Origin of the sequence: Rathayibacter tritici, from assembly GCF_002932875.1 — a bacterium.
Lineage (GTDB): Bacteria > Actinomycetota > Actinomycetes > Actinomycetales > Microbacteriaceae > Rathayibacter > Rathayibacter tritici.
In genome coordinates this window covers 1-23,677 of record NZ_PSWS01000075.1, presented here as the reverse complement: position 1 = coordinate 23,677, position 23,677 = coordinate 1, and the positions used below count along the sequence as shown (strand labels likewise).

The following is a 23,677-nucleotide window of genomic DNA, read 5'->3' as shown; positions in this document are numbered from 1 at the left end:
GGCGTAGGAACCTCCATCATCGGAAGACCTCGACCCCACTCCCGGCCACGACGCGCCGACCCCACACTCGTACGGCTACACCCTCAACTGCGAAGAGCCGCATAACCGCCGCCGCCCCCGCCGTCCGCGCCTCGCGAGATGCCACTTGGGACCGCTTCGCCCGGCGTGTCGCCTACCCAAGTGGCATCTCGCGGAGGGGGAGGGATGCGACCGAGGGGAGGAGCGCGGGTTGCCAGGGGGAGCCGGGCGGGATAGACACGGGAGCACGAGAACCGGAGGCACGATGTCACACCCGCGTTACTACGACCCCGTGGGCAAGGCGGTCCGGGCGCTGCTCGTGCTGAGCCTGGTCTGCTTCGGCCTGGCGGTGGGCTTGTTCGCCCTCGACATCGTCATGCCCGGCACGATGACGGACACGCGGCGGCCCTACGCCGAGGCCAGCGGGGCGCTCGCGTCGTTCGGGGTCCTGGCGCTGATCGTCTACTTCGCGACGGTCGCGATCGTCGGAGCGATCCGGGGTCGCGGCTAGTAGCGCCCTCCTCGGCTCGCAGAAACGCGTCCGGCTCGCGGGATCCGAGGATCTGCGCGTGCCGGACGCGTTTTCACGAGCCGAAGGTGTGGGTCAGGGGCACTTCTTCGCGCTGATCGTCACCCTGAGGGTGGCGTCGGCTGCGACGGGGGAGCCGCCCGACGGCTCCTGCCCGGTGACCTGTCCGGCGTCTGGTGCCTTCGGGTCCTCGGCGCAGGCGAGCGTGATCTTCGTGAAGCCGGCGGCTCCGAACGCGTTCTTCGCCGCCTCCAGACCCTGGCCCGTCACGGTCGGCACCGTCTTCTGGTTGCCGGAGCTCGTGAACACGGTGATCGCGGATCCCGGCGCCGCGCTGCCGGACGGGGTCGCGCGGGTGACCGTGCCGGCCGCCGCGTCGCTCGCCTCGGAGCCGCCCTCAATCAGGCCGAATCCTGCGGAGTCCAGCTTCGCCTTCGCGTCGGCGACGCTGAGTCCCGCCACATCGGGGACGGACGCCTTAGGCTCCATCTGGAGCGAGCCGTCAGCCTTCGGGAACGCATCGCCGCCATACTTGGCGTCGGCCACCTGCATATAGGGCATCCAGATGCGGTGGCGGGCGCGCGCCACGGGGCCGGAGGGGAACGTGACGTTCCGCTGGTTGACGAAACCATTGACGTTCACGACGCCGACGACGGTCGCGACCTTCGTGCTCGCGCCGCTCATCCACGTCGCAAGCGCGTTGTCGGTCGTTCCGGTCTTGCCGATCAGGGGAGTGCCGTCGCGAGGGTTGCTCTCTGTGGTCGTTCCCCCGTCGAAGGTGGATTGGAGAGCGACCGCTGCGGTGGCGGCGACGTTCGGTTCGATCGCCTGGCGGCAGTTGTTGCCCGGGACTGGCAGCGAGGTCTCGCTCGAATCAACGATCTTGTCGATCGCGATCGGGTCGCAGACGGTCCCGCCCGCGGCGATGCCGGCGAAGGCCGACGCCATCGTGAGCGGAGCGATCTCCTCGGTGCCGAGGACCGCGGATCCGTTCTCGCCGAGGGTCTCGCCGTTGGCGCGGTGCACGCCGAACGACTCGGCCGTGCCCTTGATGGAGCAGAGGTCGAGCTTCTTCGCCATCGCGACGAAGCCGGTGTTCTCGGAGTTCTTCGTGTTGAACGCCGCCGTCCAGAATCCGCCGTTGCCGCCCTCGTCGTTCTTCGGTGACCAGCCCCGAGCGGACCAGGTGCCGTCGGCATTGCAGCTGTCCTCGAAGGTGCCCCAGTCGGAGCGGACGCGAGCGTCCACGGTCTCGTTGAGGCTGTGCCCCTCCTTGAGCCACTCCATCAGCGTGAAGATCTTGTAGGTGGATCCGGGCTGGAATCCGGCGGAGCCGCCGTAGGCGAAGTCGGTGTTGTAGTTGACGCTCGTCGCACTCCGATCCTCCGCCAGCACCTCCGGGTCCTGGGAGTAGGTCTTGTTCTGCGCCATCGAGAGCACGCGGCCGGAGCCGGGCTGCACGCTCACGACTACCGCTCCGACGTCGAAGTTCGACATCGTGCGCGGGACCTGCGCGTCGAGGTTCTTCTGCGCCGCGTTCTGCAGGTCCAGGTCGAGGCTCGTGTACACGTCGAGGCCGCCGCGGCGGAAGTTGCTCCAGCGGGTGTCCTCGTCAGCGCCGAAGATCTCGTTGTTCTTCAGCACGTTGGTGACGTAGTCGCAGAAGAAGCCCGCGTTGCCGGCGGTCGAGCATCCGGTGCTGGGCTGGGTGATACGAGGCTCGATCGCCGTCGCGACGGCGCTGTCGTGGTCCGCCTGCGAGATCTTCCCCTCGTTGAGCATCTTGCCGATGATGTAGTCGCGGCGGTCCTTGTTGCGGGCGTAGCCGTTCGCCGCGCCGTTGTCGGCGTTGTCGGGCTGGTCGATCCTCAGGACGGACGGATTGTTGACGATCGCGATCAGGCTCGCGGCCTGAGCGATCGAGAGGTTCGCGGCCGTCGTGTCGTAGTAGTAGTTCGCGGCGGACTCGAGACCGTAGGTGGTTCCTCCGAAGAACGCGATGTTGAGGTAGCCCTGGAGGATCTGGTCCTTCGTGTACTGCTTCTCGAGGCCGATGGCGAGCTTCATCTCGCGGAGCTTGCGCTCGGGCGAGGTTCGGGTGGCCTCGTCGATCGCGGCGGCACGCTCGCCGTCGTCCGTGATGTTGCGGACGGCCTTCTCGACGAGCACGTTCTTGACGTACTGCTGGGTGATCGAGGATCCGCCCTGCACGTCGTTGCCGAGCACGTAGGTCTGCGCGACGGCGCGGAGGGTGCCGGGGAGGTCGACCCCCCGGTGATCGTAGAAGCGGGGGTCCTCCCCCGAGATGGCGGCGTCGCGGGCGGCCTGCGCGATCTGGTCGAGCGGCACCTCGACCCGGTTCTCGACGTAGAAGGAGGCGAGCAGCTGCGACGACCCGTCCGATCGGGTCGCGTAGATGTTGCTCTTCTCGGAGAGCTTGTCGACCTCGAGGTAGTCGGGGAGGCCGGCGAAGACGCCGATCGACTGGTTCGCTGCGACTCCCGCGAGTGCCACCGCGGGGGTGACGGTGGCGGTCACGAGGACTCCGGCCACGACGCTCATGCCCAGGAAGCCGGCGATCGCTTTGATCACGCTTCCGGTGGTCCTTCTTTCGGACGCCACACTTTCTCCTTCGCGAATCCCCCCGGATACTGCGACGACCGCGGCCGACGCCCTGACCGCTTTCTGCGGCAGGTCAATCTCGACAGACTAACCCGAGAGCCCCGGAAGACGAAGGCCCGACCGGGCGCCGGAGGGCCGGGAGGAGACGCCGGAGGGCCGGAAAAGGACACTGGAGGCCCGCAGACACGCCGATCGGGATCCGGGGAGTGCGTTCTCCTAGGCCGTCCGCATGGCGAGCGCCTCCTCTGATCCCCGCCCGACCGACGGGACGGCACCGCAGACCGTGCCGGCCCCGCAGCAGCGCGCTGCCGCTACAGCGCCCACGGGCGCCCTGTCTGACGCGCTCGGCTTCCTCGCGTTCATCGCAATCCCTTTCCTGCGCCTACCCGCCGCCCGAGCTCAGGCTCCGACGGGCCAGACGTAGTCGAGCCCCGACGGTGTATCGGGGAACAGCGGCGCGTAGTGCTCCTCGTCCTTCGTGAGGAGTTGGGAGCGGTGGGAGCGGTGCAGGCGCTCGTCGCCGAACCACGGCGGGAGCGGGTAGTCGCCGGCCAGGTAGGCGGCGAGGTCCTCCGGCACGGCCGCGAGCGCGTCCTGCGTCTTCGCGAGGCAGGTGTCGACGAAGCCGCGCCGTGCCCACTCGGCGCAGGTCTCGCGTTGGTAAGCCATCAGCGCGGGGCGGTACCCCCGCCACATCCGCGTGACGGGGTGGTTCTGCCAGCCGTACCCGGGCACGGTCAACGCCCGCATCACCTGCAGCGTCTCGACGCGCTGCTTCCCCAGCCGCTTGCTGTCGAGGGCGCGGAGGCTGCGGTGGAGGTCGGGGTAGGGGAGGAAGGTCTGCACGTCTCCCAGTCAACAGCCGTCCGTTCCCCTCCGGCCACCCTCCCGTCACGCCGATGTCGCCCGCCGCGCGTAACGTCCGGGCCATGACCGGACTCCCTCTTCTCGCTACCGACGACGTGCAGCTGCGCTGGGCGCGGCCCGAAGTCCTCGACTCCGCTCGGCACCGGATGCTGCGCCTGCTCACCCTGGCCGAGCGCCTGCGCTACGAGGCGACAGGGCGGCGCGAGGTCCGCGACAGCTTCCTCCTGGGCCGGGTGCTCGTGCGCGAGCTCGCCGCGGAGACGCTCGGGATCGATCCGCTGGCGGTCGCGGTGGACGCGCGCTGCGAGCGCTGCTCCGGCCCGCACGGGCGCCCGGTGCTCCGCGGGGACCACCGGGGGCTGAAGCGGATGCGGATCAGTATCGCGCACTGCGAGGGCGCGGTTGTGGCGGCCCTGGCGAGGGGACGCGATGTCGGGATCGACGCGGCGCGCACCCGGAGCGTCCGCGACCGGGTGACCGCGGGCGTGACGACGGCGGAGCAGGTGCTCGCCGATCTGCGCGCGCAAGCGGTCGCCAAGGCTGACGGGCGCGGCACCTCGAGCGTCGAGCCCGTGCGCTTCCGCACCCGCGAGGGTGCCACGGAGGCGTGGATCGAGGGATCGAGCCGCTACTTCGCGGTCTCGGAGCCGGCGGTGCACTCGGCGCTCGTCGTGGCAGTGGCGCTCGCCCAGGAGTGAGTGCGGGGCGCGGCGTGCGATCGAGGTGACCGGCGAGAGGCTGAGACACGCGTCCCGGCGGCTCCGCCACGTCTTTTCTCCCGGGCGAGGTCGTCGAAAGCCGTTCTGTCGTCCGGAGCCGTTCTGTCGTCCGGCCGTGAGACTGGCGTAGGCTAGCTCCGTTAGCGAGCGCTAGGAGGCGCGATGACCCTCGCAGTCAACGATCACGGACGCAGCTCGAGCCTGGCCGCGCTCGAGGAGCTGCTCGCCGGTGCTGCCGACCGGGTGCCCGGGCTCTCGCGTCTCACCGCGGCCCTGCGTCGCGTCGAGAGTTCTGGAGCGGATGTTCTGAAGCTGATCGAGGGTATCGCCGACGCGGCGACGGCGGCGCCGCGGGCGACCTCGGGCATTGCGACGCGGGAGCAGGAGGCGGCGCTCCGAGCGGCGGGATCGTTCGTTGGAGAGATGCCGCCGCTTGAAGAGCGTGCTTCCATACGGTCGCAAGCGGCGTGGGCCGGCCTTCGCGGGCGGTCGCTCAGCACCTCCGACGTCGCCGCTCTTCTGCAGGTGAGCACGAGCCGCGTCAGGCAGCGAGCGGCCGATCACACTCTGTACGCATTTCCAGGGCAGACCCCGCACCGCTTCCCGGAGTTCCAGTTCACGCAGTCCGATGAACTTCCCGGCTGGACCGAGCTTGCGCGGAGGATACCGGACGATGCGCACCCTCTCGCCGTGTTCCGCATCGTCACCGAGCCCTCGGAGGAGCTGTTGCTCGAGGGCGGGCCGGTCAGTCCGCGCGACTGGCTCGCGAGCGGCGGCGACTCGGCGAAAGCCGTCGAGGTGCTCACGAACGGCTTCCTACTTCCGTGAGCGAGCGGCTGCCGGACCCCGACCGGTCCAGGTTTCCCGCTCTCTCCGTCGGCCACGTGCGGCGTCTCGGAACCGACGTGACCGTCGGCCGGATTTACCCACGCGGAGGCCCGCACCCGATCGACTGGAATCGGTTCCGGTCGTTCGGGCCGACCGGGTCGCGGTTCGACCACCACCCTCTTCCGCAGGGGCACCATCCCGATCACGGCGTCATGTACGTGGCCCCCACGCTCCCGGACGCCCGCGGTCGGCAGATGCCCGCCCTGCGCACGGCTCTCGTCGAGTGCTTCCGCGATCGCGGAGTCATCGAGCGCTCGAAGGACGACCCCTACTTCGTCACGATGCGGCCTCGGCGCGCACTGTCCCTGCTCGATCTCGCGGACTCGAGCTGGATCACCCTCGCCGGGGGCAACGCCGCGATCTCCAGCGGTTCCCGGGGGGCAGCGCGGAAGTGGGCCGTGGCCGTCTACGAGACCTATCCGGACATCGACGGCCTTCTCTACGCCTCCTCCAACCTGCCCGCCGCCCGGTCGATCTCGCTGTGGGAGCGCGCAGCAGACGCTCTGCCGCCTCGTCCCGACTTCCACGAGCCGCTGTCGCATGCCGTCCTCGATGCAGCGCTCGAGAGCTTCGCGAGAGAGACCGGGCTCGACCTCGTTCCCTGAGAGACGGAAGCCGCAGGTTCGGTAAAGCAGGAGCCGGCGCCGCGGTCAGCGCGGGGCCCGCAGTGAGCCGAGTGGGCCCCCGTGCAGCGGCTCCGTCTTTCAGCGGACGCGGGCGGTGCGGTCGGGAGCTAGCGTGACGTGCAGGCGGTGCGGGGTTTTGAGGAACACGATGTCCCCACATCCCCCTTCCTTAGGGGGCTTAACTGTGGTTGCAAGAAGCTGGAGGTTCGGTTAATATCAACGCACGGTTTATGCGGAATCCTCATTATCCGACCTCGATCACATGATCGACCGACCCAACCGGGGCGAGTAAGCAAAACCCACGAAAAAGGAGGTGATCGAATGAATAAAGACATGGATCTCGACATCGAGCTGATCGCAGATGCTTCGGAACTCGTCGCACTGGCGAACATCAGCTGACGATTCCGAATCAGCGGGGCGGACGCTTACGTCCGCCCCGCATCATACTCACTACCGCGCGGGGCGATCATGGCACTAATCCAGAGCACAAACCTGACCGTCCGATGGGATAACGGGAAAGCGGTTCTAAGCAATCACGGAACGAGAGACCGACTCGCTGTCACGGGTGACGTCCTAGCCCTTATCAACCGGCTTGCGAGGCCTGTTGACTTCGAAGCCCTCCTCGCCGAGTATCCCGAAGACAATCGACTCGCCATCAAGAGTCTCCTTGATGCTCTTCTCAAGTTCGGATTCGTAGAAGAGACAACCACCGCCAATCAGACAAGAAGTAAATGGGCCGAAGCGTTCGGCCCCGATGCCCTCGCATTTCATCACGCCACTCTAGACGTCGGATTTGTCGCCTTCCGCTCAGAAAGAGCTTCCGACATTACCCAGAATTTCGGGCAGCGCGAACAGCCCGCTCGAGTCAAGAGCTACCCGGAAGCTGCGCGTCTTTATCTCCCCCGGCTCCGACCCCCGCTATCAATGCAAATCGATGAAGCATTTGCAAAGCGACGAACCCATAGAGATTTCAGCGGAAGCCCGGTGAGTCTAAGCGATCTCGCTACCATTCTCGAACGCTCCTTCGGCGTCACGGGATTTCAGGATACCGGACCACTGGGGACGCAACTTGTTAAAGTGAGCCCTGCCGGCGGATCTCGGCATGACGTGGAAGCTTATGTTCTCGCGTTCAATATATCCGACGTGGAATCAGCTATCTATCACTACAATATCCTCGAGCACTCTCTCGAGTTGATCGCGGCACTGCCTGATCGGGAAGGTCTACTTCCCCTTGTTGCGCGACAGCCGCACGCAGTCGATTCAGCATTCTCGGTGTTCATGACATCTGTCATTACCAGGATCGCTCACAAATACCGTCATCCTCGTGCCTACCGCACCTGGATCTACAACGCGGGGCATGTTGCCCAGACTTTTGCGTTAGCTGCGACAGCTCTCAATCTGGGACCGTTCCAGACTGCAGCGTTTGAGGACTCCCTCGTCAGCGAGCTCTTAGGACTCGACCCGTCGGAAGAGTTCCCGACTTACCTTCTCGGTGCGGGTCACCCCGTTCTGAGCAGCACCGGCCTCCCCAAAGATTTTCGCCCCGCTCGACCCTTCCCATCTCTGGCGCAAGAAAGGCACAACCGTGACCAAAGTTGATTTCGAAGACCTCGCCGGCAACACGGCCACATTCCTCGATGAGTATCGAGACAAAAAGCCGTTACTACGTGTAGGCGCAATCGCCGCCCCTCATGAGCTGCTTACCCTCGGTGAGATCGACGATCTGCTCACGAGCGAAGCGATTCGCCCTCCATATTTTCGGATGGCTAAGGGAGGCGATCAGATTCGGGACGGAGTCTTCACTCAACTGACGCGAGTCCAACTCTCTCACATGGATGACGTGGTCGACCCGGTAAAAGTGATTCAGGCATTCCAGGGCGGAGCGACTATCACATGGAATTCGATGAATCACTTCAATGCAAATCTTCGACAGATCGCCACTACTTTGTCCCGAACACTTGGTTGCCGAAGCGACGTGGTGTCGTTCCTGACCCCCGGAGGTCGAGTTCAAGGATTCGCGCCCCATCTGGACAGTACCGAAGTTTTTGTCATCCAGCTTTATGGGCAGAAGAAATGGAGCGTTTGGGAAACCATCATCCCGCGCCCCTCGGCCGGCTACGCGCTAGATCCGCAAACATTGGGTGAGCCGACGATGGAATTCGTTATGAATCCAGGCGATGTATTATACCTTCCCTGGGGCACCCCGCATGTCGCGTCATCAGTCGACCAGATGTCGTTTCATCTCTCTGTTACTACTAAGCCGCGCTCGCTCTCCGAACTTCTTCAAGACATAGTGAAAGATGTTACCGAAGGCGATGAATCGTTCTCCGAACAGCCGACGCTAAACGAATCACGGGCCCACGACGTGACCGAAGTGCTCAGTCGCGCCGTCCAGCGGCTTGTGCTCAAGCTCGATTCTTTAGATCTATCGACGATGTCGAAGCGAGCGATCGTCACTGCCTCGAATCAGATCGGTACAGGACACATCAATTTCTTTGAGGCTATGGCGGAGTCCGAAGCTTCCCTCGGCGAATTGACCAGTCTAGTGAGAGCCGAAGGGCAGGCCGCCCTTGTCATTGAAGATGCTCGGGACGGCAAGGTAGACGTAAAAGTGGGCCTTCGCACTTTTCGCATGGACGACCGTGCGATTCCTGCTCTTCAAATCCTTCAACGAGATCCCGTCATCACCGTGGCGGAGTTGAGTGCCCATGCTGGCGATTCTGCGGCGGTGGCGCTTGTCCAAACGCTACTCCGAGTCGGATATCTGAAGTCAGTCCGCCCCTGAGTTGACGTCAGACGCCTCACCTTCAGCACCCGTGGCTCGCAGTGTCGTTTTCATAATCTACTTGATGGCGAGACTGATCTCGATTGCGGGGGCGGCAGCAACCACACTTGTCGTTCCCGTGATCGTCTACACCGCTACCAACTCCGCTGCCATCACTGGCCTTGTCGCAGGAATCGGCGGAGTGAGTTATTTCGCTTTTGGCATACCTGTCGGCCACATAGTCGATCGCTGGCCGCGCGGACCCGTCCTTGTCATATGCAATCTTCTTCGGGGGCTAGTTTTAGCCACAATACCGCTCGCTATCCTTCTTGACGGCTTCAGCCTTCCTCTTCTCGTTACAGGTCTGGTCGCGACCAATGTCTTGTTTGTCGCAACCGATGCCGCGAACGCGGGAGCTCTGTGGACGATCGTAGGAGTGAAACAATTGCAGCGGGCAAACGCACTGGTCTCGGGATCTGCTGCACTAGTGGAGATCGCGGCGCCTTTGGCTGCAGGAATAGCCCTCGGAAGGATAAGCGCCGAAGACGTCTTCTTCGTAGAAGCCTTCGCCATGGTGGGCTCCGCATTCTTGCTCTGGTCTATTCGTGGCCGTCTCGACCCTGCAACGAGGGAGCCGAGGGAAAAGCTGACTTGGCCAGCCGTCTTTTCCGGCTTTGTCTTTGTATGGAAGACTCGCCTAGTAACGCAGACAACGGCAGCAGCGTTATTTTTCGCTCTCTCAGAAGGCCTCATCCTCGGACAACTCATCGTGTTGATCTCAGTGCGTTATGGACCCGAACAGGGCGCTTCGGTCGTTGCTCAGGTTTATACAGCGATCGCTCTAGGGTCGGTCCTCGGGTCTTGGGTTCTTACGAAAGTTCAGTTCGCTCGGAACTCGGCGTTCATCTGTTCAGCTGCTTTCTTACTTGCGGCTATCTGTTTGGTAGGCGTGGTTTTGGCAACGTCGCAATTAACGCTGATTGTGTTCATGGGGGTGTGGGCAGTTCCTTTTGTGGTCGTCTTTGTCGGCGCTGCCTCCTTGCGTCAGAGTCTTGCGGAGGATCGTCTACAGGGACGGGTGGCTATTGCCGGAAGACTGCTCACTCTTGGGATCGGAATTCCTATAGGGGATGGAATTGGTGGATTGGTCTCCGAGTTAGTTTCTGTCAACTTAGCCTATATGGTTGCCGTTGCGCTTTCTGTTAGCGCGAGCGTGGTATTCGCAGTTCTGCATGTGAGAATCTTGGCTCGTGAGCGATTCGTCAATGAATAGGCTCCCATCCGGAGTGCGGTGTCCTCCTTGTCGTATATCTATATCGGCAGAATCGGTATTGTCCCCCTGGCACAGGCCCGCTTTCCGTCAGCGAGACACGGATTCTTCCAACCGTATGGTCGTCGACAACTTCTGCTAGCAAAAGAGAGTGCAGTGTGTCGACGAGCCCGCGAAGTGGGAGAATATCGCAATGCGACAGCGTGCGGCTACTCATGAAAAGCATTGTGCCATTTTATCTCGCCGCGGTCCACTGTAGCGGGAAAAAATGGCACAATGCTTTCGGCCCGTCGTGATGCGAGCGATCTCTGTGCGAGCGTCTCTTGCTCATGGCCCCACCCCCACCACAATCAGCTCGCTTACGGAGTTATCTCGTCGCCTGGGGCGATTGCCGGGAAGGGCCCGATCCCGAGCAAAAAGCGGAGGATCCCGTCGGTCGGTACGCGCAGGGCGGGGCCCGACCCCAGCTCCCACTCGGCGTCGGTCGGAGCGAGGGTTCGCCCGCGGACGGCGGCGCGGATCGCGAGCGGTGCGCGCTGCAGGCGGTCCAGCGCCACGGCCCCGGTGACGCGAGATGAGAGCGGGACCGGCGCGGGAGAAAGGGCGAGCTCGACACGGACGACCTCGACCAGCTCGGCGACCGATCGGGGCCCCTCGCCCGAGCGGCGAGCGGTGGCGAGAGCGGCCAGGGCCGACGCGAGATCGGCGGGCGGGGGAGGGGTGGCGGCCTCGCGGGCGCCCATCCGCGTCGCGAGGCGCTGGCCGGTGCTGCTCGAGAGCCGCACGATGAGGTCTCCGAGCAGGGCGTCCCGAGAGACGCGACTGGCCACCTCTCCCTCCGCAGTGGAGGGGGAGGGGGCCAGGACGGCGAGGCGGTCGAGCCTCTCGGCGACGAGGGGGCGCCAGTCGTTGCTGACACCAGTCTCGTCGACCGAGAGCCCCGTGCTCAGCGGCAGGAACCGCGACCAATCGGGCACGACCGCAGGGCCTAGCGTCCGCCCGAGCGGCGCTTGTTGTAGACGTCGAAGGCGACCGCGAGCAGGAGCACGAGGCCCTTGACCGCCTGCTGCCACTCGATGCCGATACCCATGATCGACATGCCGTTGTTGAGGACGCCGATGATCAGACCACCGATGATCGCACCGCCGATGGTGCCGACGCCGCCCTGGACGGCCGCACCGCCGATGAACGCGGCTGAAATGGCCTCGAGCTCGAAGCCGTCGCCAGCCTTCGGTCCGGCGAGGTTGAGCCGCGCGGTGAAGACGAGCCCGGCCAGCGCCGCCAGAACACCCATGTTGACGAACAGCCAGAACGTGACGTTGCGGGTCTTGATGCCCGAGAGCTCCGCGGCGTGCAGGTTGCCGCCGATGGCGTAGACGTGACGGCCGAACACCGAGCGGTTCATGACCACGCCGTAGATCAGGACGAGCACGGCGAGCACGATCAGGGTGACCGGGATGCCCTTGAAGGTGGCCAGCGCGAACGAGAAGGCGCCGATCACGACGGCGACCAGGACGAGCTTGGTGACGAACCAGGCCCCCGGCTCGACGCTCTGCGCGTACTTCTGCCGGCCGCGGCGGGTGCGCACGGACTGCACGGTGAAGGCGACGATCGCGAGCGCGCCGATGACGAGCGACAGCGGGTCGAGCTCGGTCTCGCCGAAGAGATCGGTGAGGAAGCCGTTGCCCAGCGCGCGGTACTCGGTGGGGAAGGAGCCGATGTTCGCGTTGCCCAGGACGACGAGCGCCAGACCGCGGAAGATCAGCATGCCCGCCAGCGTCACGATGAACGCCGGGATCCCGACGTACGCAATCCAGAAGCCCTGCCACGCTCCGACGGCCGCGCCGATCAGGAGGGAGAGGACGATCGACAGCCACCACGGGAGACCCATGGTGACCGCGAAGACGCCCGAGATCGCTCCGACGAACGCCGCGACCGAGCCGACCGAGAGGTCGATGTGCCCGGCGACGATCACCATCACCATGCCGATGGCGAGGATCAGAATGTAGCCGTTCTGCACGATCAGGTTGGAGATGTTCTGCGGGCGGAGCAGAATACCGCCGGTCATCACCTCGAACAGCAGCACCACCACGATCAGGGCGATGAAGATGCCGTTCTTGCCGAGGTCGCCCAGCACGTGGCTGAGGCGCTTGGTGAAGGCGTTCTCCGTGGGCTTCACCTGCGCTCCCGCCGCGGTGGACGGTTCGTTCTGCAGATCGGTCATCGTTGCTTCTCCTGAGTCATGAGGGTGAGGACCGCCTCGGGCGTCGCCTCGGCGATGGGCAGCTCGCCCGTGATCCGGCCCTCCGACAGCGCGTAGACGCGGTCGCAGATGCCGAGCAGTTCCGGCAGCTCGGAGGAGATGACGATGATCCCCTTACCCTGCGCCGCGAGCCGGTTGATGATGGTGTAGATCTCGTACTTCGCTCCCACGTCGATGCCGCGGGTGGGTTCGTCGAGGATGAGGACGTCCGGGTCGGAGTAGATCCACTTCGACAAGACGACCTTCTGCTGGTTACCGCCGGAGAGCTTCCCGGTCTTGGCGAGCACGGTCGGCGACTTGATGTTCATGCTGCCGCGATACTCGTTGGCGACCTCGAATTCGCGGTTGTCGTCGACCAGTCCGCCGCGGGCCACCTTGTCGAGCGAGGCGAGCGAGATGTTTCGCTTGATGTCGTCGATCAGGTTGAGGCCGTAGTGCTTGCGATCCTCGGTGGCGTAGGCGAGGCCGTGGGCGATCGCCTCCGAGACGTTACGGATCTTGATCTCTTTGCCGGCTTTGAAGACCTGACCCGAGATGCGGCTGCCGTAGGAGCGGCCGAAGAGGCTCATTGCGAACTCGGTGCGCCCGGCGCCCATGAGGCCCGCGATGCCGACGATCTCGCCGCGGTGCACGGTCAGGTTGACCTTGTCGACCATGACGCGGTTCGGGTCCTGAGGGTGGTGGGCCGTCCAGTCGACCACGCGCAGGATTTCCTCACCGATGTGCGGAGTGTGGTCCGGGTAACGATGGTCGAGGTCGCGGCCGACCATGTCCTTGATAATGCGGTCCTCGGTGACGTCGTCGTGCGCGATCGTCTCAATGGTCTTGCCGTCACGGATGACCGTGACGGTGTCCGCGATCTTCTTGATCTCGTTCAGCTTGTGGCTGATGATGATCGACGTGATTCCCTGCTCCTTGAGGTGCAGGATCAGGTCGAGCAGGTGGTCCGAGTCCTCGTCGTTCAGGGCCGCAGTGGGCTCATCGAGGATGAGCAGCTTGACCCGCTTGGAGAGCGCCTTCGCGATCTCGACGAGTTGCTGCTTTCCGACTCCGATGTCGAGGATCTTGGTGGTCGGGTTCTCGCGCAGACCGACCCGGGCCAGCAGCGATGCGGCCTCCTGGTTGGTCTTGTTCCAGTCGATCAGACCGCCGAAACCGCGCACCTCATTGCCGAGGAAGATGTTCTCCGCGATGGAGAGATAGGGGCTGAGCGCCAGCTCCTGGTGAATGATGACGATGCCCTTCGCCTCCGAGTCGCGGATGCTGGCGAACTGCATCACCTCGTCCTCGAAGACGATGTCGCCCTCGTAGGTGCCGTGCGGGTACACGCCCGACAGGACCTTCATCAGCGTCGACTTACCGGCGCCGTTTTCCCCGCAGATTGCGTGGACTTCGCCGCGCTGTGCGTTGAGCGTGACGTCCTGGAGCGCCTTTACGCCCGGGAACGTCTTGGTGATGCCGCGCATCTCGAGGATGTTCGTAGTCACGCCGCCTCCCTTCCTTCGTAGAGCCGGGCCCCCTCTCGGAGGCCCGGCGCAAGTGTGCTCGTCACCGCAGGTGACGCGAGTTCAGACCGTTTCCGTCCCCGGAACCGTCCCCGCGGTTCTCAGCGGGGTGAGCTGAAAGGCGGAGAAGGGAGCGATACCGGAGGTATCGCGACCGACGACAACGCCGCAGATCGCCCCGCTGAGGGCCGCGTTCGGATCAGCCGTTGACTTCGGCGTCGGTGTAGTAGCCGCCATCGACGAGGACGGACTGGATCTGGTCCTTGGTGACGATGACCGGGTCGAGCAGGAAGGACGGGACGACCTTCTTGCCGTTGTCGTAGGTGTCGGTGTCGTTGACCTCGGGCTCCGTGCCCTCGAGGACGGCCTGGGCCATCGTCACGGCCTCCTTGGCGAGTTCGCGGGTGTCCTTGTAGATGGTCGCGTACTGCTCACCGGCGATGATCGCCTTGACGGAGTCGAGCTCGGCGTCCTGACCGGTGATGATCGGGAAGTCGGAGCCGACGGTGTAGCCGGCGTCGGTCAGAGCCGAGATGATGCCGCGGCTGAGGCCGTCGTAGGGCGAGAGGACGCCCTGGACCTTGGAGCCGTCGGAGTACGTCTTGGTGAGGATGTCCTCCATGCGGCTCTGGGCGACCTCGCCGTCCCAGCGAAGAGTGGCGACGGTGTTGAAGTCGGTCTCGCCGGACTTGACCACGAGGGTCTTGTCGTCGATGTACGGCTTCAGAGTGTCCATTGCGCCGTTGAAGAAGAAGGTGGCGTTGTTGTCGTCGGGGCTTCCGGCGAACAGCTCGACGTTGAAGGGTCCGGCGGGGGCGGCGGCGGCCTTCGCGCCGGTGAGGTCGGTCAGACCGAGGCCCGCGAGGAGCGAGGTGGCCTGCTGGACACCCACCTTGTAGTTGTCGAAGGTGGCGTAGTAGTCCACATTCTCGGAGTCGCGGATGAGGCGGTCGTAGGCGATGACGGGGATGTCGTTGGCCTTGGCCTCTTCGAGGACGCTTGTGAGCGTGGTGCCGTCGATCGACGCGACGATCAGGGCCTTGGCGCCCTTGGTGATCATGTTCTCGAGCTGCGAGACCTGAGTGGGGATGTCGTCCTCGGCGTACTGCAGGTCGACCTGGTAACCGGCCTCCTCGAGCTGCGACTTGACGTTGTTGCCGTCAGCGATCCAGCGCTCGGACGACTTGGTCGGCATCGCGACGCCGACGAGGCCGCCGTCACCGGATCCCGAGCCCGAGCCGCCACCGGTTCCGGAGGAGCAGGCGGCGAGAGAAAGGATCATCGCTCCGCCGGCGATACCGGCGATGAGAGCGCGCTTCATTGTGGTCACTGTGATTCCTTCGTCATTGAATGCAGTGGATGCAGGGCCGCCCTCGGAATCGGGGCGGAGATGTGATGCCATGTGAGCGATCACATTGCGTCATGCTAGCCCCGCCGGTGCCCTTCGTGTCAACGCTGACGTCTCGACTCGGTAACGGGCGCGGGGCTCGCCGATCAGGCGCGAGCGGCGCGGGCGCTGACCGAGCGGGGAACGGCCGTGGACCCGCGCACGACCAGCTGCGGCGCGATGGGCGCGCCCGCCTCCGGCCGCCCGCCCTCGATCAGGCTGAGCAGGGCGGCCACGCACCGACGTCCCAGTTCGACGAAGTCCTGGCGGACGCTGGTCAACGGCGGCCAGTAGAACGCCGCCTCCGGGATGTCGTCGAAGCCGATCACGCTGACGTCTTCGGGGACGCGGACGCCGCGCTCGTGGAACGCGCTCATCAGCCCGAGCGCCATCTGATCATTGCCGGCGAAGACCGCGGTGAAGTCGATGAAGCGCGAGAGCTCCAGGCCCACGCGGTGCCCGCGCTCGGCACTCCAGTCGCCCAGGATCGGCGGGCGCAGCGGGACAGAGCGGTGATCGAGTTCGGCGAGGTAGCCGCGCATTCGCGCCTCCGCTTCGATCCAGTCCTGCGGTCCAGCGAGGTGCACGATCTCGGTGTGTCCGAGGTCGATCAGGTGGCCGGTGGCGATGCGGGCGCCCGCCATCTGGTCGACGTAGAGTGCGTCGTCGCGGTCGTCCTCGCTCGTCTGCAGGGTCACGTGCGGAATGCGCAGCGCAACTCCGGACAGGATGTCGAACACCCGGATCTGCGGGGCCACGACCACGAGTCCCTCGACCGCCTGGTTGAGCAGGTGGCGGATTCCCGCCTGGATGGACGCGCCGTCCGTGCCGTCGACGTTCGCCGTGACGACCAGGTATCCGGCGTCGCGCGACGCGACTTCGATGGCTTGGATACTCGACGCGGGGCCGTACTGCAGACTCTGCGACGAGAGCACCCCGATTGTGCGGGTGCGGCTGGTGACCAGCGCCCGCGCGGCGAGGTTGGGGCGGTAGTCGAGCTCGGCCATCACGTCGAGCACGCGCTTCTTGGTCTCGGCGCGCAGGCTGGGATGGTCGTTCAGGACGCGGGAGACCGTCTGGTGCGAGACCCCGGCGGCGCGGGCGACGTCGTAGATGCTCGGCGCCCGCGACGCGGGCTTGTCTTCCGGCATCGGGGCACCGCGGCTCTCTGTGATCGGCGCCTCCGACGCTGGACCGGGGCGCCCTCGCGGGCGACTCGCCCGTCCGCGGGCGCGTGTGAGCACACTTTACGTGCCTCCGAGCGAGGCCGATATAACGAAGAATCCTCGGTCTGCGGCGCGCCAATTGCTGGGGGTCCCGGGCGGGTCAGCTCTCGAGAGCGTGCCGCACCGCATCGTCCACGATGTGGCTGACGTGAGTGTCGGCGACGGAGTAGTGCGCCTCGCGGCCGACTCGCTCGACCGCGACCAGACCGGCGGCCCGGAGGGTACGCAGATGCTGCGAGACGAGGGGCTGCGAGAGCCCGGTGCTCTCGGCGAGGTGCCCGACCGTCGATGGTTCGGCCGCGAGCGCCCGTAAGAGGCGCAGTCGTGAGGACGAGGAGAGCACCTTGAACAGCTCGGCGGCTGGTTCGAGGTCCTCGGTCATCTGCACATCCAATCAGACGTGCAGGCGATCGGCCGGTCAGCACGGAGCCTCTGCCCTGCCGCATGTGCACCTGTGGAGTGGGTATCGGCCAGGCCGACTTCGGCGTGGGCGCGAACCAGCAGTCGAGCACGGCACTGTCCTCGGGAAGCATGGCGTCCGTTCCTGGCGAGAGCTAGCCGACCGTGACCGCAGCGGCGGACGGGCGGGTGCCCTGCCGCATCCAGACGAAGAAGCCGACCAGGGTGAACGCGCCGTAGAAGACGTACATCAGCCCGGATGCGTAGTAGCCGGCCGAGAACAGCAGCGGCACGCCGACCAGGTCGACCGCCACCCAGATGAGCCAGAACTCGACCCAGCCCTTGGCCATTCCGTAGGTGGCGAGGACGGAGCCGACGAAGATCCACGCGTCGCTCCAGACCGGCTCGTAGGAGCCGAGCGCGCGGAACACGGGCGTCAGCACCGCGGTGCCGCCGACCATGCCGAGCACCAGCAGGCCGCGTGTGCGCCAGGACGCCCAGCGCGGCTCGATGAGGGTCGCGGAGTCGTCCGGGCGGTGCGTCCACCGGTACCAGCCGTAGATGCTGACCAGGATGAACATCACCTGCCGCCCGGCCTGGCCGAGCAGGGTGACGGGGTTCGGCGTGCCGAACAGGGCACCCATGAAGACCGTGAACAGCAGCACGTTGCCGACCAGGCCGACGGGCCAGGCCCAGACCTTCCTCCGCATCCCGCCAAGAGCGCTGAGCAGCCCGAAGACGTTACCGATGACCTCCCGCCAGAGCACGGTCTGATCGCCGAGGACGATCTGCGCGTCGAACAGCCAGTGCACGAGGTCCACGAGGCCTTCTTCCTGAGTCGGGGTGCCGGGTGGTGCAACCCTGCCCCAGGCCGGGCCATTCCCGGTACGGGCGGATGCGGACACCGCGCGCCGACCCTGAAAGCGCGGGCCGCAGCGAGAACGCGACAGGCGTCCTCTCTCCTCGCCAGGAGCGAGCGTGCCGACGTCGTTGTTCTCGCTTCCGCCCAGAAGTGAGAGTAAGGAAAGCCATGTTCTCACTTCTGGCTGCAAGTGAGAGTAAGAACTACCCTTGTTCTCATGAGCGAATGGCCGCCCGTGCACTACGAGACCTTAGCCTGGGCGTCGAAGACGCCCCGCGAACTCCTCACGCGACGACAGTGGGAGGCCAGCAGGGGCGAGTACCAAGCGGCTGTCCCGCCCTTGCTCGCGGAGGTCCCGGTCGAGATCAGTCCGGCCGTCGTCGCCGAGGCGGCGGACGCATCGGCGCTGCTCACTCGGTTCGACGCAGAGGTCGGGTTCTCTCTGCTCCCGTTCGCCTCCATCCTGCTCCGCAGCGAATCGGCGTCGTCCTCGCAGATCGAGAACCTCACCAGCGGTGCGCGGGCGATCGCGGAGACTGAGATCGGGGAGCGGGACAGCGGCAACGCGTCCCTCATCGTCCGCAACGTCCGCGCCCTGCAGGCGGCCCTCGCACTCGCGGACCGCCTCGACTCTCGAAGCGTGATCGACCTGCACGCCGCGCTGCTGGCCGATCACCGCCCCGAACTGACCGGCCGCTACCGGGACGAGCAGGTCTGGATCGGCGGATCCGGCGTCAGCCCCCACGGGGCTGCCTTCGTCCCTCCTCGGCATGAGCGGGTGGAGTCGGCGATCGAGGACCTGATCGCGTTCGTCGCCCGCACGGACGTCCCCGCCCTGACGCACGCCGCACTCGCCCACGCGCAGTTCGAGACCATCCACCCGTTCCCCGACGGCAACGGCAGGACCGGCCGCGCCCTCGTCCAGGCGATGCTCCGGGCAGCGCGCCTGACGACGACGCTGACCATCCCCATCTCCGCCGGTCTCCTGCACGATGTGGACGCCTACTACGCAGCGCTCGGCGCCTACCGTGAGGGCGACGCCGACGCCATGGTTCTCGCCTTCAGTGCCGCCTCGGTTTTCGCTGTCGGCAACGGTCGCGTCCTCGTCGCCGACCTCGAGGAGGTCCGTGCGGGGTGGATCGACCGGATCGGAGGCCTGCGCCCGCATCACTCGGCCAGGCGTGTCGCGGACCTCGCGCTCGAGCAGCCCGTGCTGTCCTCGACCCTGGTGGCCGAGCGGCTTGGGATCTCCGCAGCGGGGACTTACCGCGCTCTGGATGCACTCACCGAGGTCGGCGTCCTGCGCACTGCGAACTCGTACCGGCGGAACCGGCTCTGGATCGCCGACGACGTCATCCGGGCGCTGGACGCCTTCGCCGACCGTGCGGCCCGGCGCTCGCGACGAGGCTGACGCCCAGCAGCACCGCGGCGACCGTAGGCTGGCAAGATGACGTCCCGGGTGCGACTCCTGCTGGCCTCCTCGCACCCCGGGCCGACCGTGACCGTCACCGTGCTGGCGACCGTGATCGCCTCAGCGTCCGGGCATCCGCTCGGGCTGGTCGTGCTGGTGGCGCTCGCCGTGCTGCTCGGGCAGCTCTCGATCGGGCTGGCGAACGACTGGATCGACGCCGACCGCGATCGGGCGGTGGGGCGCACCGACAAGCCGGTCGCGCAGGGGTTGATCGGCGTGGGCACGGTCCGCGGGGCTGCCCTGGGTACCGCAGCGGCGGCCGTGCTGGTCTCGCTGCTGCTGGGGCCGGTCGCCGCGATCGCTCACCTGGTGCTGGTCGCCGCGGGGTGGGCCTACGACGCGGGGCTCAAGCGCACGCTCTGGTCGGTCGCTCCGTTCGTGGTCGCCTTCGGGCTGCTGCCGGTGGTCGCGGTCGCGGCGGGCGACGGAGGACTCCCTGCCTGGTGGGCGATGGCGACCGGAGCGGTGTTCGGCATCGCGATCCACTGCACGAACGTGCTCCCCGACCTGGTCGACGACGAGGCCACGGGCGTTCGCGGATTCCCGCACCGTCTCGGGCTGCGGCTCTCGGGAGTGGTCGCGTTCGGTTCTCTGGTGGTTGCGGCGCTACTCGTGCTCGGCGGTCAGCTCGTCGGCGACCAGCCCGTGCGCGGGACGGGAGTGGTGCTCGCGGTGCTCGGGACGCTCGCGGTGATCGTGCTCGCCGCCGCCGGCATCCGCCTGGTGCTGACCGGGCCGCCGACGCGGACGCTGTTCCGGCTGGTCATCGCGGCGTCGCTGGTGCTGGTGGTCGAGCTCGGGCTTGCGGGCGCGCGACTGATCGGCTGAACGGCCGGGCCGCCGCTCAGGACCAGCGCATCGCGTAGACGCGGGCGAGCAGATCCGAGGTCGGCAGGGCGAGCGCCGTGCGGAGGAACGCCTCGCGGCCGCGGTGAGCGAGCACACCGAGCGGACGTCCGAGCGCCATGTTCGCCTCCGCCTGACGCGCCGCGCGACGGGCCGCGATGGTGCGGCGCCGAGCGAAGTCGGGCCAGGGTCCGCCCTCGCCGCGGTGGACGGCACCGGCGAGCAGGGGAGCGAGCTCTGCGGCGTCGAGCCAGCCGAGGTTCATACCCTGCCCGCCGATCGGGCTGATCTCGTGAGCGGCGTCACCGATGAGGACGACGCGGCCGACGCCCATCCGCTCGGCCTCGCGACGCCGCACCCCGAAGCCGCTGAGCATCGTGCAGGTCGCTGGATCGGCCTCGGCGCCCGTCCGGTCGCGGACGGTGACGGCCAGGGCGAGCGCCGCCTCCTGGTCGGGGGCTTCCTCCGGCCGCCACGCGGGAGCACCGAGTGAGCGGTCGGGGCCGCTCAGCGCGACGTAGCGGCGCCTCCCGCCCGGCAGCGGGAACGACTCGACCACTCCCGCCGGGCCGACGTCGACCAGCGCGGTGCCGGTGAGACCGGCGGGCTCGGGGTCGGCGAAGTCGCCCATCACGTAACGGTCGGGATAGTCGCGGCCGGTGGTGCGGATCCCGAGTAGCTCGCGGACGGTGCTGCGAGCGCCGTCCGCGCCGACGACGAAGGCGGCGGAGACCGAGACCGGCTCGCCGCCGGGCCCGGTTCCGGTCACCTCGACCCGGGAGCCACGGCGCAGCAGGCCGGTCAGCGCGAGTCCGGGGCGGAGCGCCTCCGGAGCCGCCGCGTCCAGCCGCTCGCGGAGGATCGCCTCGGTGCGGTGCTGGTCGAGCGTCACGACGTAGGGATGCGTGGCGGAGGCGCTCGCGAACGAGAGCGTGCCGAGGGTGCGCCCGCGGCTGCGCGCGACGCCCTCGCGGACGCGGGTGGCCTCGGCCAGCACGGGCACATCGGCGCCGACGGCGGCGAATGCGTCGAGCGAGGGCGGGTGGATGCCGATCGCCCGCGAGCCGTGCGGCACGGCCGGACGCCGCTCCCACACCTGCACGCCGACTCCGTCCCGCGCCAGGAGCGCGCCGAGCAGAAGCCCGACCGGACCGCCGCCGACCACGAGCACGTCCGTCTCCGCTGTCACGGCACGAGCCTAGGCAGCGGTGGCGCGTCGGGCGAGGGGGTGCGCTCGGCCGCCGCGCGTGCTCGCGTCCGCGCGAGCGCTGTGCAGCGTCCGCCCGGCCGCGTCACTCCGGGCCGACGACCAGCTCGTCGTCGGCGGCGCGCGAGACGCACGGCATGATCCAGTCGCGCTGCTCCTCGGGGGTCAGCACGAGGTCGCGGTGCTCCGCCGTGCCGCGGACCAGGCGGAGGCGGCAGGTGCCGCAGGTGCCCGACTCGCAGGAGGAATCGACATCGATCCCCCAGGAGCGGAGCGCTGTGAGGAGCGAGCGGTCGGCCGGGACCTCGACGGCGGCGCCGGTCGGCTCCCAGACAGCGGTGAAGGGGGACGCCCGGCCGCCGAGGGCGTCGACGCCCGCGAAGTCCTCCACGTGGATCCGGCTCGGGCGCCAGTGCACGGTGAGGGCGAGGACGTCGTCGATCAGGGCGGACGGACCGCAGCAGTAGACGCGGGCGTCCTCGTCGGGCTCGGCCACGAGCGGCCAGAGGTCGAGCCGGCCGTGAACCGAGCTGTGGTGCACGAGGGAGCCGTCGGCCGAGAACTCGTCGAGCCAGGCGGTGTCCTCCGGGGTGCGGCTGAGATAGACCACCTGCACGGCCGAGCCCCGCTCGCGGAGCTCGGCGGCCATCGCGCGGATCGGGGTGATGCCGATCCCGCCGGCGATCAGGAGGTACCGGGCGGCGGGCTGGAGCGCGAAGGTGTTCGCGGGAGGCGCGGAGGCGAGCACGTCGCCGACGCGCACATCGTCGTGGAGGCTCCGGGATCCACCCCGGCCCTCCGGCTCGCGGCGGACCGCGATCGTGTACTGCGGCGGCTGCGCGGATCCGGGCTCGACGAGGCTGTAGCTGCGGCGATCACCGGATGGAGTGGTGAGCGTGAGGTGCGCGCCGGCCGAGTAGCCGGGGAGCGGCGCGCCGTCCGCGCTGCGCAGGACCAAGCGGGTGACGGCCGAGGTGAGCGCCTCCCGCTCGGCCACCACGAGTCGCAGCTCAGCCACGGAGCACCAGCTCGTCGCCGACAGTGAGCGTGCCGCCGTCGAGGACCTCCGCATAGACGCCGAGGAGTTCGTGGCCGTAGGTGTCGTGCAGCAGCCGCGGTACCGGCAGATCGCGCCGTCCGGTGCCCGGCTCGACCTCGGTCGCGGCGCATCGCTCGGTGGCCTTCGTGATCCGCAACCGCAATCCGCCCGCGGTCAGCTCGCGCCCCAGCAGATCGAGTTCGCTCCAGGCGGGCAGCCCCTCGAGGTGGATGTTGCCGCGGAACCGCAGCGGGTCGATGCTCCGGCCGGCGCGATCGGCGAGGTCGCGCACGCTCGCCAGATTGATCAGCGAGACGTACTCCATCTCGACGTCGGAGCTGCGGGCGGAATCGGTGAAGCGGCGACCCTCGTGCTGTGCGATCACTGGCTCGACGCCGGGTGGCAGGTCGAGCACGCGGGCGGCGAAGGAGCGCAGCGCGGCGCGCCCCTCCTCCGTGCCGAGATCGGCGGTGAGAACCCGGTGCCCGCGGACATCGATCGTGAGCACGCCGCTCTCGGGGTCGAGGTGCGTGCTCAGGCCGGCGAGGCGGGCCTCGGCGACGAGCACGAAGTACTCGCGTTTGGAGATGCCGTGCCGCATCCCCGGCCGGTAGGCACCGCCGGGACGGGCGAGCGCGATCGTGCGGTCGAAGGGGACGCCGCGGCCGGCCGTGAGCGCGACACAGGGGAGGGGCTGCGGAGTCAGACCCTTCACGGGGTAGACGAAGAGGCCGTCCACGCGTGTCGTCATGGGTCCATCCTGGCGTATCGCGGCGGGCGGTCGGGCTCGACCGCGGGGCCCGTGGCGCGGGTCAGGACTGGAGCGAGAGGCCGACCAGGGGCGGGACGACCAGCGCGCCGAGCTCGACGATTGCGACGCTCGCGCCGACACCGAGGGTGATGGCCGAGAGCAGCCGCGGGCGGTCCCGGCGCACGACGCCGATCACGCCGACGAGCGCGGTCGCGGTCGCGAGCACCAGCATCATGACTCCGAGAGCGGCGAAGAGCGCGCCGATCTGGGTGGTGTCGAGGCCGCCCCGATACGCGAGGACCGGGACGGTGGTGGTGAGCGCCGTCCGCGCGACCTGCGCGAGGACGGCGCTCACCACCACGCTCGCGGGCTTCGCGTATCGGGGCGGCCTCGACACCACCGCGATCGGCGCGCGGTT

Annotated in this window: 22 protein-coding genes; 9 read left to right on the top strand and 13 right to left on the bottom strand. The window is 67.3% G+C overall.

Annotation, left to right across the window (positions count from 1 at the left end):
- The first annotated feature begins 283 nt into the window (after positions 1-283).
- Positions 284-529 (top strand): hypothetical protein, encoded by a 246-nt coding sequence (locus tag C5D07_RS14620; protein WP_068255129.1) that lies wholly within the window; start codon positions 284-286, stop codon positions 527-529.
- A 93-nt stretch (positions 530-622) separates the two neighbouring features.
- On the opposite strand, the gene C5D07_RS14615 is transcribed toward C5D07_RS14620, so the two are convergent.
- Together C5D07_RS14615 and C5D07_RS14610 are read right to left on the bottom strand one after the other, a co-directional pair.
- Entirely contained in the window at positions 623-3,139 is a 2,517-nt protein-coding gene (locus C5D07_RS14615) for a transglycosylase domain-containing protein (protein WP_249028249.1), read from the bottom strand.
- Between the two features lie 429 nt (positions 3,140-3,568).
- A complete protein-coding gene (locus C5D07_RS14610; protein ID WP_068255124.1) occupies positions 3,569-4,015 on the bottom strand; it encodes an MSMEG_6728 family protein in 447 nt (148 codons plus the stop codon).
- An 83-nt stretch (positions 4,016-4,098) separates the two neighbouring features.
- Between C5D07_RS14610 and C5D07_RS14605 the strand changes: the two genes are divergently transcribed.
- From C5D07_RS14605 to C5D07_RS14585, 6 genes are all read left to right on the top strand, one after another.
- On the top strand, positions 4,099-4,734 hold the full coding sequence (locus C5D07_RS14605) for a 4'-phosphopantetheinyl transferase family protein (RefSeq protein WP_068255121.1): 636 nt from the start codon (positions 4,099-4,101) through the stop codon (positions 4,732-4,734).
- Between the two features lie 183 nt (positions 4,735-4,917).
- Entirely contained in the window at positions 4,918-5,583 is a 666-nt protein-coding gene (locus C5D07_RS15865) for a hypothetical protein (protein ID WP_068255118.1), read from the top strand.
- A gap of 212 nt (positions 5,584-5,795) precedes the next feature.
- Entirely contained in the window at positions 5,796-6,248 is a 453-nt protein-coding gene (locus C5D07_RS14600; protein WP_335720329.1) for a hypothetical protein, read from the top strand.
- Positions 6,249-6,737: 489 nt separating this feature from the next.
- Positions 6,738-7,868 (top strand): SagB/ThcOx family dehydrogenase, encoded by a 1,131-nt coding sequence (locus C5D07_RS14595; RefSeq protein WP_104259642.1) that lies wholly within the window; start codon positions 6,738-6,740, stop codon positions 7,866-7,868.
- Positions 7,855-9,054: a cupin domain-containing protein gene (locus tag C5D07_RS14590; RefSeq protein WP_170063561.1), complete on the top strand. Its 1,200-nt coding sequence runs from the start codon at positions 7,855-7,857 to the stop codon at positions 9,052-9,054. Before C5D07_RS14595 ends, C5D07_RS14590 begins: the two co-directional genes overlap by 14 nt.
- Positions 9,055-9,118: 64 nt before the next feature.
- A complete protein-coding gene (locus C5D07_RS14585) occupies positions 9,119-10,306 on the top strand; it encodes an MFS transporter (RefSeq protein WP_249028248.1) in 1,188 nt (395 codons plus the stop codon).
- A 356-nt stretch (positions 10,307-10,662) separates the two neighbouring features.
- Here C5D07_RS14585 and C5D07_RS14580 read toward each other — a convergent pair whose 3' ends face one another.
- From C5D07_RS14580 to pnuC, 7 genes are all read right to left on the bottom strand, one after another.
- Positions 10,663-11,280, bottom strand: a complete 618-nt coding sequence (locus tag C5D07_RS14580; protein ID WP_068255105.1) for a hypothetical protein — start codon at positions 11,278-11,280, stop codon at positions 10,663-10,665.
- A gap of 11 nt (positions 11,281-11,291) precedes the next feature.
- Positions 11,292-12,527, bottom strand: a complete 1,236-nt coding sequence (gene mmsB / locus C5D07_RS14575) for a multiple monosaccharide ABC transporter permease (RefSeq protein WP_068255102.1) — start codon at positions 12,525-12,527, stop codon at positions 11,292-11,294.
- On the bottom strand, positions 12,524-14,053 hold the full coding sequence (gene mmsA / locus C5D07_RS14570) for a multiple monosaccharide ABC transporter ATP-binding protein (RefSeq protein WP_068255099.1): 1,530 nt from the start codon (positions 14,051-14,053) through the stop codon (positions 12,524-12,526). The genes mmsB and mmsA overlap by 4 nt, the downstream gene beginning before the upstream one ends.
- Before the next feature lie 217 nt (positions 14,054-14,270).
- Positions 14,271-15,392: a multiple monosaccharide ABC transporter substrate-binding protein gene (gene chvE / locus C5D07_RS14565; RefSeq protein WP_068255095.1), complete on the bottom strand. Its 1,122-nt coding sequence runs from the start codon at positions 15,390-15,392 to the stop codon at positions 14,271-14,273.
- 173 nt (positions 15,393-15,565) lie between these two features.
- Positions 15,566-16,609 (bottom strand): LacI family DNA-binding transcriptional regulator, encoded by a 1,044-nt coding sequence (locus C5D07_RS14560; protein WP_068255088.1) that lies wholly within the window; start codon positions 16,607-16,609, stop codon positions 15,566-15,568.
- Between the two features lie 175 nt (positions 16,610-16,784).
- The gene (locus tag C5D07_RS14555; protein ID WP_068255080.1) at positions 16,785-17,066 is read right to left on the bottom strand and encodes an ArsR/SmtB family transcription factor; all 282 of its coding nucleotides are present in this window, start codon (positions 17,064-17,066) and stop codon (positions 16,785-16,787) included.
- A 172-nt stretch (positions 17,067-17,238) separates the two neighbouring features.
- Complete coding sequence (gene pnuC, locus C5D07_RS14550; RefSeq protein WP_104259639.1) at positions 17,239-17,904, bottom strand: nicotinamide riboside transporter PnuC; 666 nt, start codon at positions 17,902-17,904, stop codon at positions 17,239-17,241.
- A gap of 258 nt (positions 17,905-18,162) precedes the next feature.
- On the opposite strand from pnuC, the gene C5D07_RS14545 reads away from it, so the two are divergent.
- Positions 18,163-19,356: a Fic family protein gene (locus C5D07_RS14545; RefSeq protein ID WP_068255074.1), complete on the top strand. Its 1,194-nt coding sequence runs from the start codon at positions 18,163-18,165 to the stop codon at positions 19,354-19,356.
- 36 nt (positions 19,357-19,392) lie between these two features.
- On the top strand, positions 19,393-20,244 hold the full coding sequence (locus C5D07_RS14540; protein ID WP_068255071.1) for a UbiA family prenyltransferase: 852 nt from the start codon (positions 19,393-19,395) through the stop codon (positions 20,242-20,244).
- 16 nt (positions 20,245-20,260) lie between these two features.
- On the opposite strand, the gene C5D07_RS14535 is transcribed toward C5D07_RS14540, so the two are convergent.
- The 4 genes from C5D07_RS14535 to C5D07_RS15860 all read right to left on the bottom strand — a co-directional run.
- Positions 20,261-21,451 (bottom strand): FAD-dependent oxidoreductase, encoded by a 1,191-nt coding sequence (locus C5D07_RS14535; protein WP_104259638.1) that lies wholly within the window; start codon positions 21,449-21,451, stop codon positions 20,261-20,263.
- Between the two features lie 103 nt (positions 21,452-21,554).
- On the bottom strand, positions 21,555-22,487 hold the full coding sequence (locus tag C5D07_RS14530; RefSeq protein ID WP_170063560.1) for a PDR/VanB family oxidoreductase: 933 nt from the start codon (positions 22,485-22,487) through the stop codon (positions 21,555-21,557).
- Positions 22,480-23,259 (bottom strand): MOSC domain-containing protein, encoded by a 780-nt coding sequence (locus C5D07_RS14525; protein WP_104259636.1) that lies wholly within the window; start codon positions 23,257-23,259, stop codon positions 22,480-22,482. The genes C5D07_RS14530 and C5D07_RS14525 overlap by 8 nt, the downstream gene beginning before the upstream one ends.
- A 61-nt stretch (positions 23,260-23,320) precedes the next feature.
- A partial coding sequence (locus tag C5D07_RS15860) for a hypothetical protein (RefSeq protein WP_170063559.1) occupies positions 23,321-23,677 on the bottom strand: 357 nt, incomplete at its 5' end.

Coding starts and splice junctions, on each gene's coding strand:
- C5D07_RS14560 (WP_068255088.1), bottom strand. CDS start 16,609: ATGCCGGAAGACAAGCCCGCGTCGCGGGCGCCGAGCATCTACGACGTC.
- C5D07_RS14605 (WP_068255121.1), top strand. CDS start 4,099: ATGACCGGACTCCCTCTTCTCGCTACCGACGACGTGCAGCTGCGCTGG.
- C5D07_RS14555 (WP_068255080.1), bottom strand. CDS start 17,066: ATGACCGAGGACCTCGAACCAGCCGCCGAGCTGTTCAAGGTGCTCTCC.
- C5D07_RS14525 (WP_104259636.1), bottom strand. CDS start 23,259: ATGACGACACGCGTGGACGGCCTCTTCGTCTACCCCGTGAAGGGTCTG.
- C5D07_RS14540 (WP_068255071.1), top strand. CDS start 19,393: ATGACGTCCCGGGTGCGACTCCTGCTGGCCTCCTCGCACCCCGGGCCG.
- C5D07_RS14585 (WP_249028248.1), top strand. CDS start 9,119: ATGGCGAGACTGATCTCGATTGCGGGGGCGGCAGCAACCACACTTGTC.
- chvE (WP_068255095.1), bottom strand. CDS start 15,392: ATGAAGCGCGCTCTCATCGCCGGTATCGCCGGCGGAGCGATGATCCTT.
- C5D07_RS14595 (WP_104259642.1), top strand. CDS start 6,738: ATGGCACTAATCCAGAGCACAAACCTGACCGTCCGATGGGATAACGGG.
- mmsB (WP_068255102.1), bottom strand. CDS start 12,527: ATGACCGATCTGCAGAACGAACCGTCCACCGCGGCGGGAGCGCAGGTG.
- C5D07_RS14545 (WP_068255074.1), top strand. CDS start 18,163: ATGAGCGAATGGCCGCCCGTGCACTACGAGACCTTAGCCTGGGCGTCG.
- C5D07_RS15865 (WP_068255118.1), top strand. CDS start 4,918: ATGACCCTCGCAGTCAACGATCACGGACGCAGCTCGAGCCTGGCCGCG.
- C5D07_RS14620 (WP_068255129.1), top strand. CDS start 284: ATGTCACACCCGCGTTACTACGACCCCGTGGGCAAGGCGGTCCGGGCG.
- C5D07_RS14600 (WP_335720329.1), top strand. CDS start 5,796: ATGTACGTGGCCCCCACGCTCCCGGACGCCCGCGGTCGGCAGATGCCC.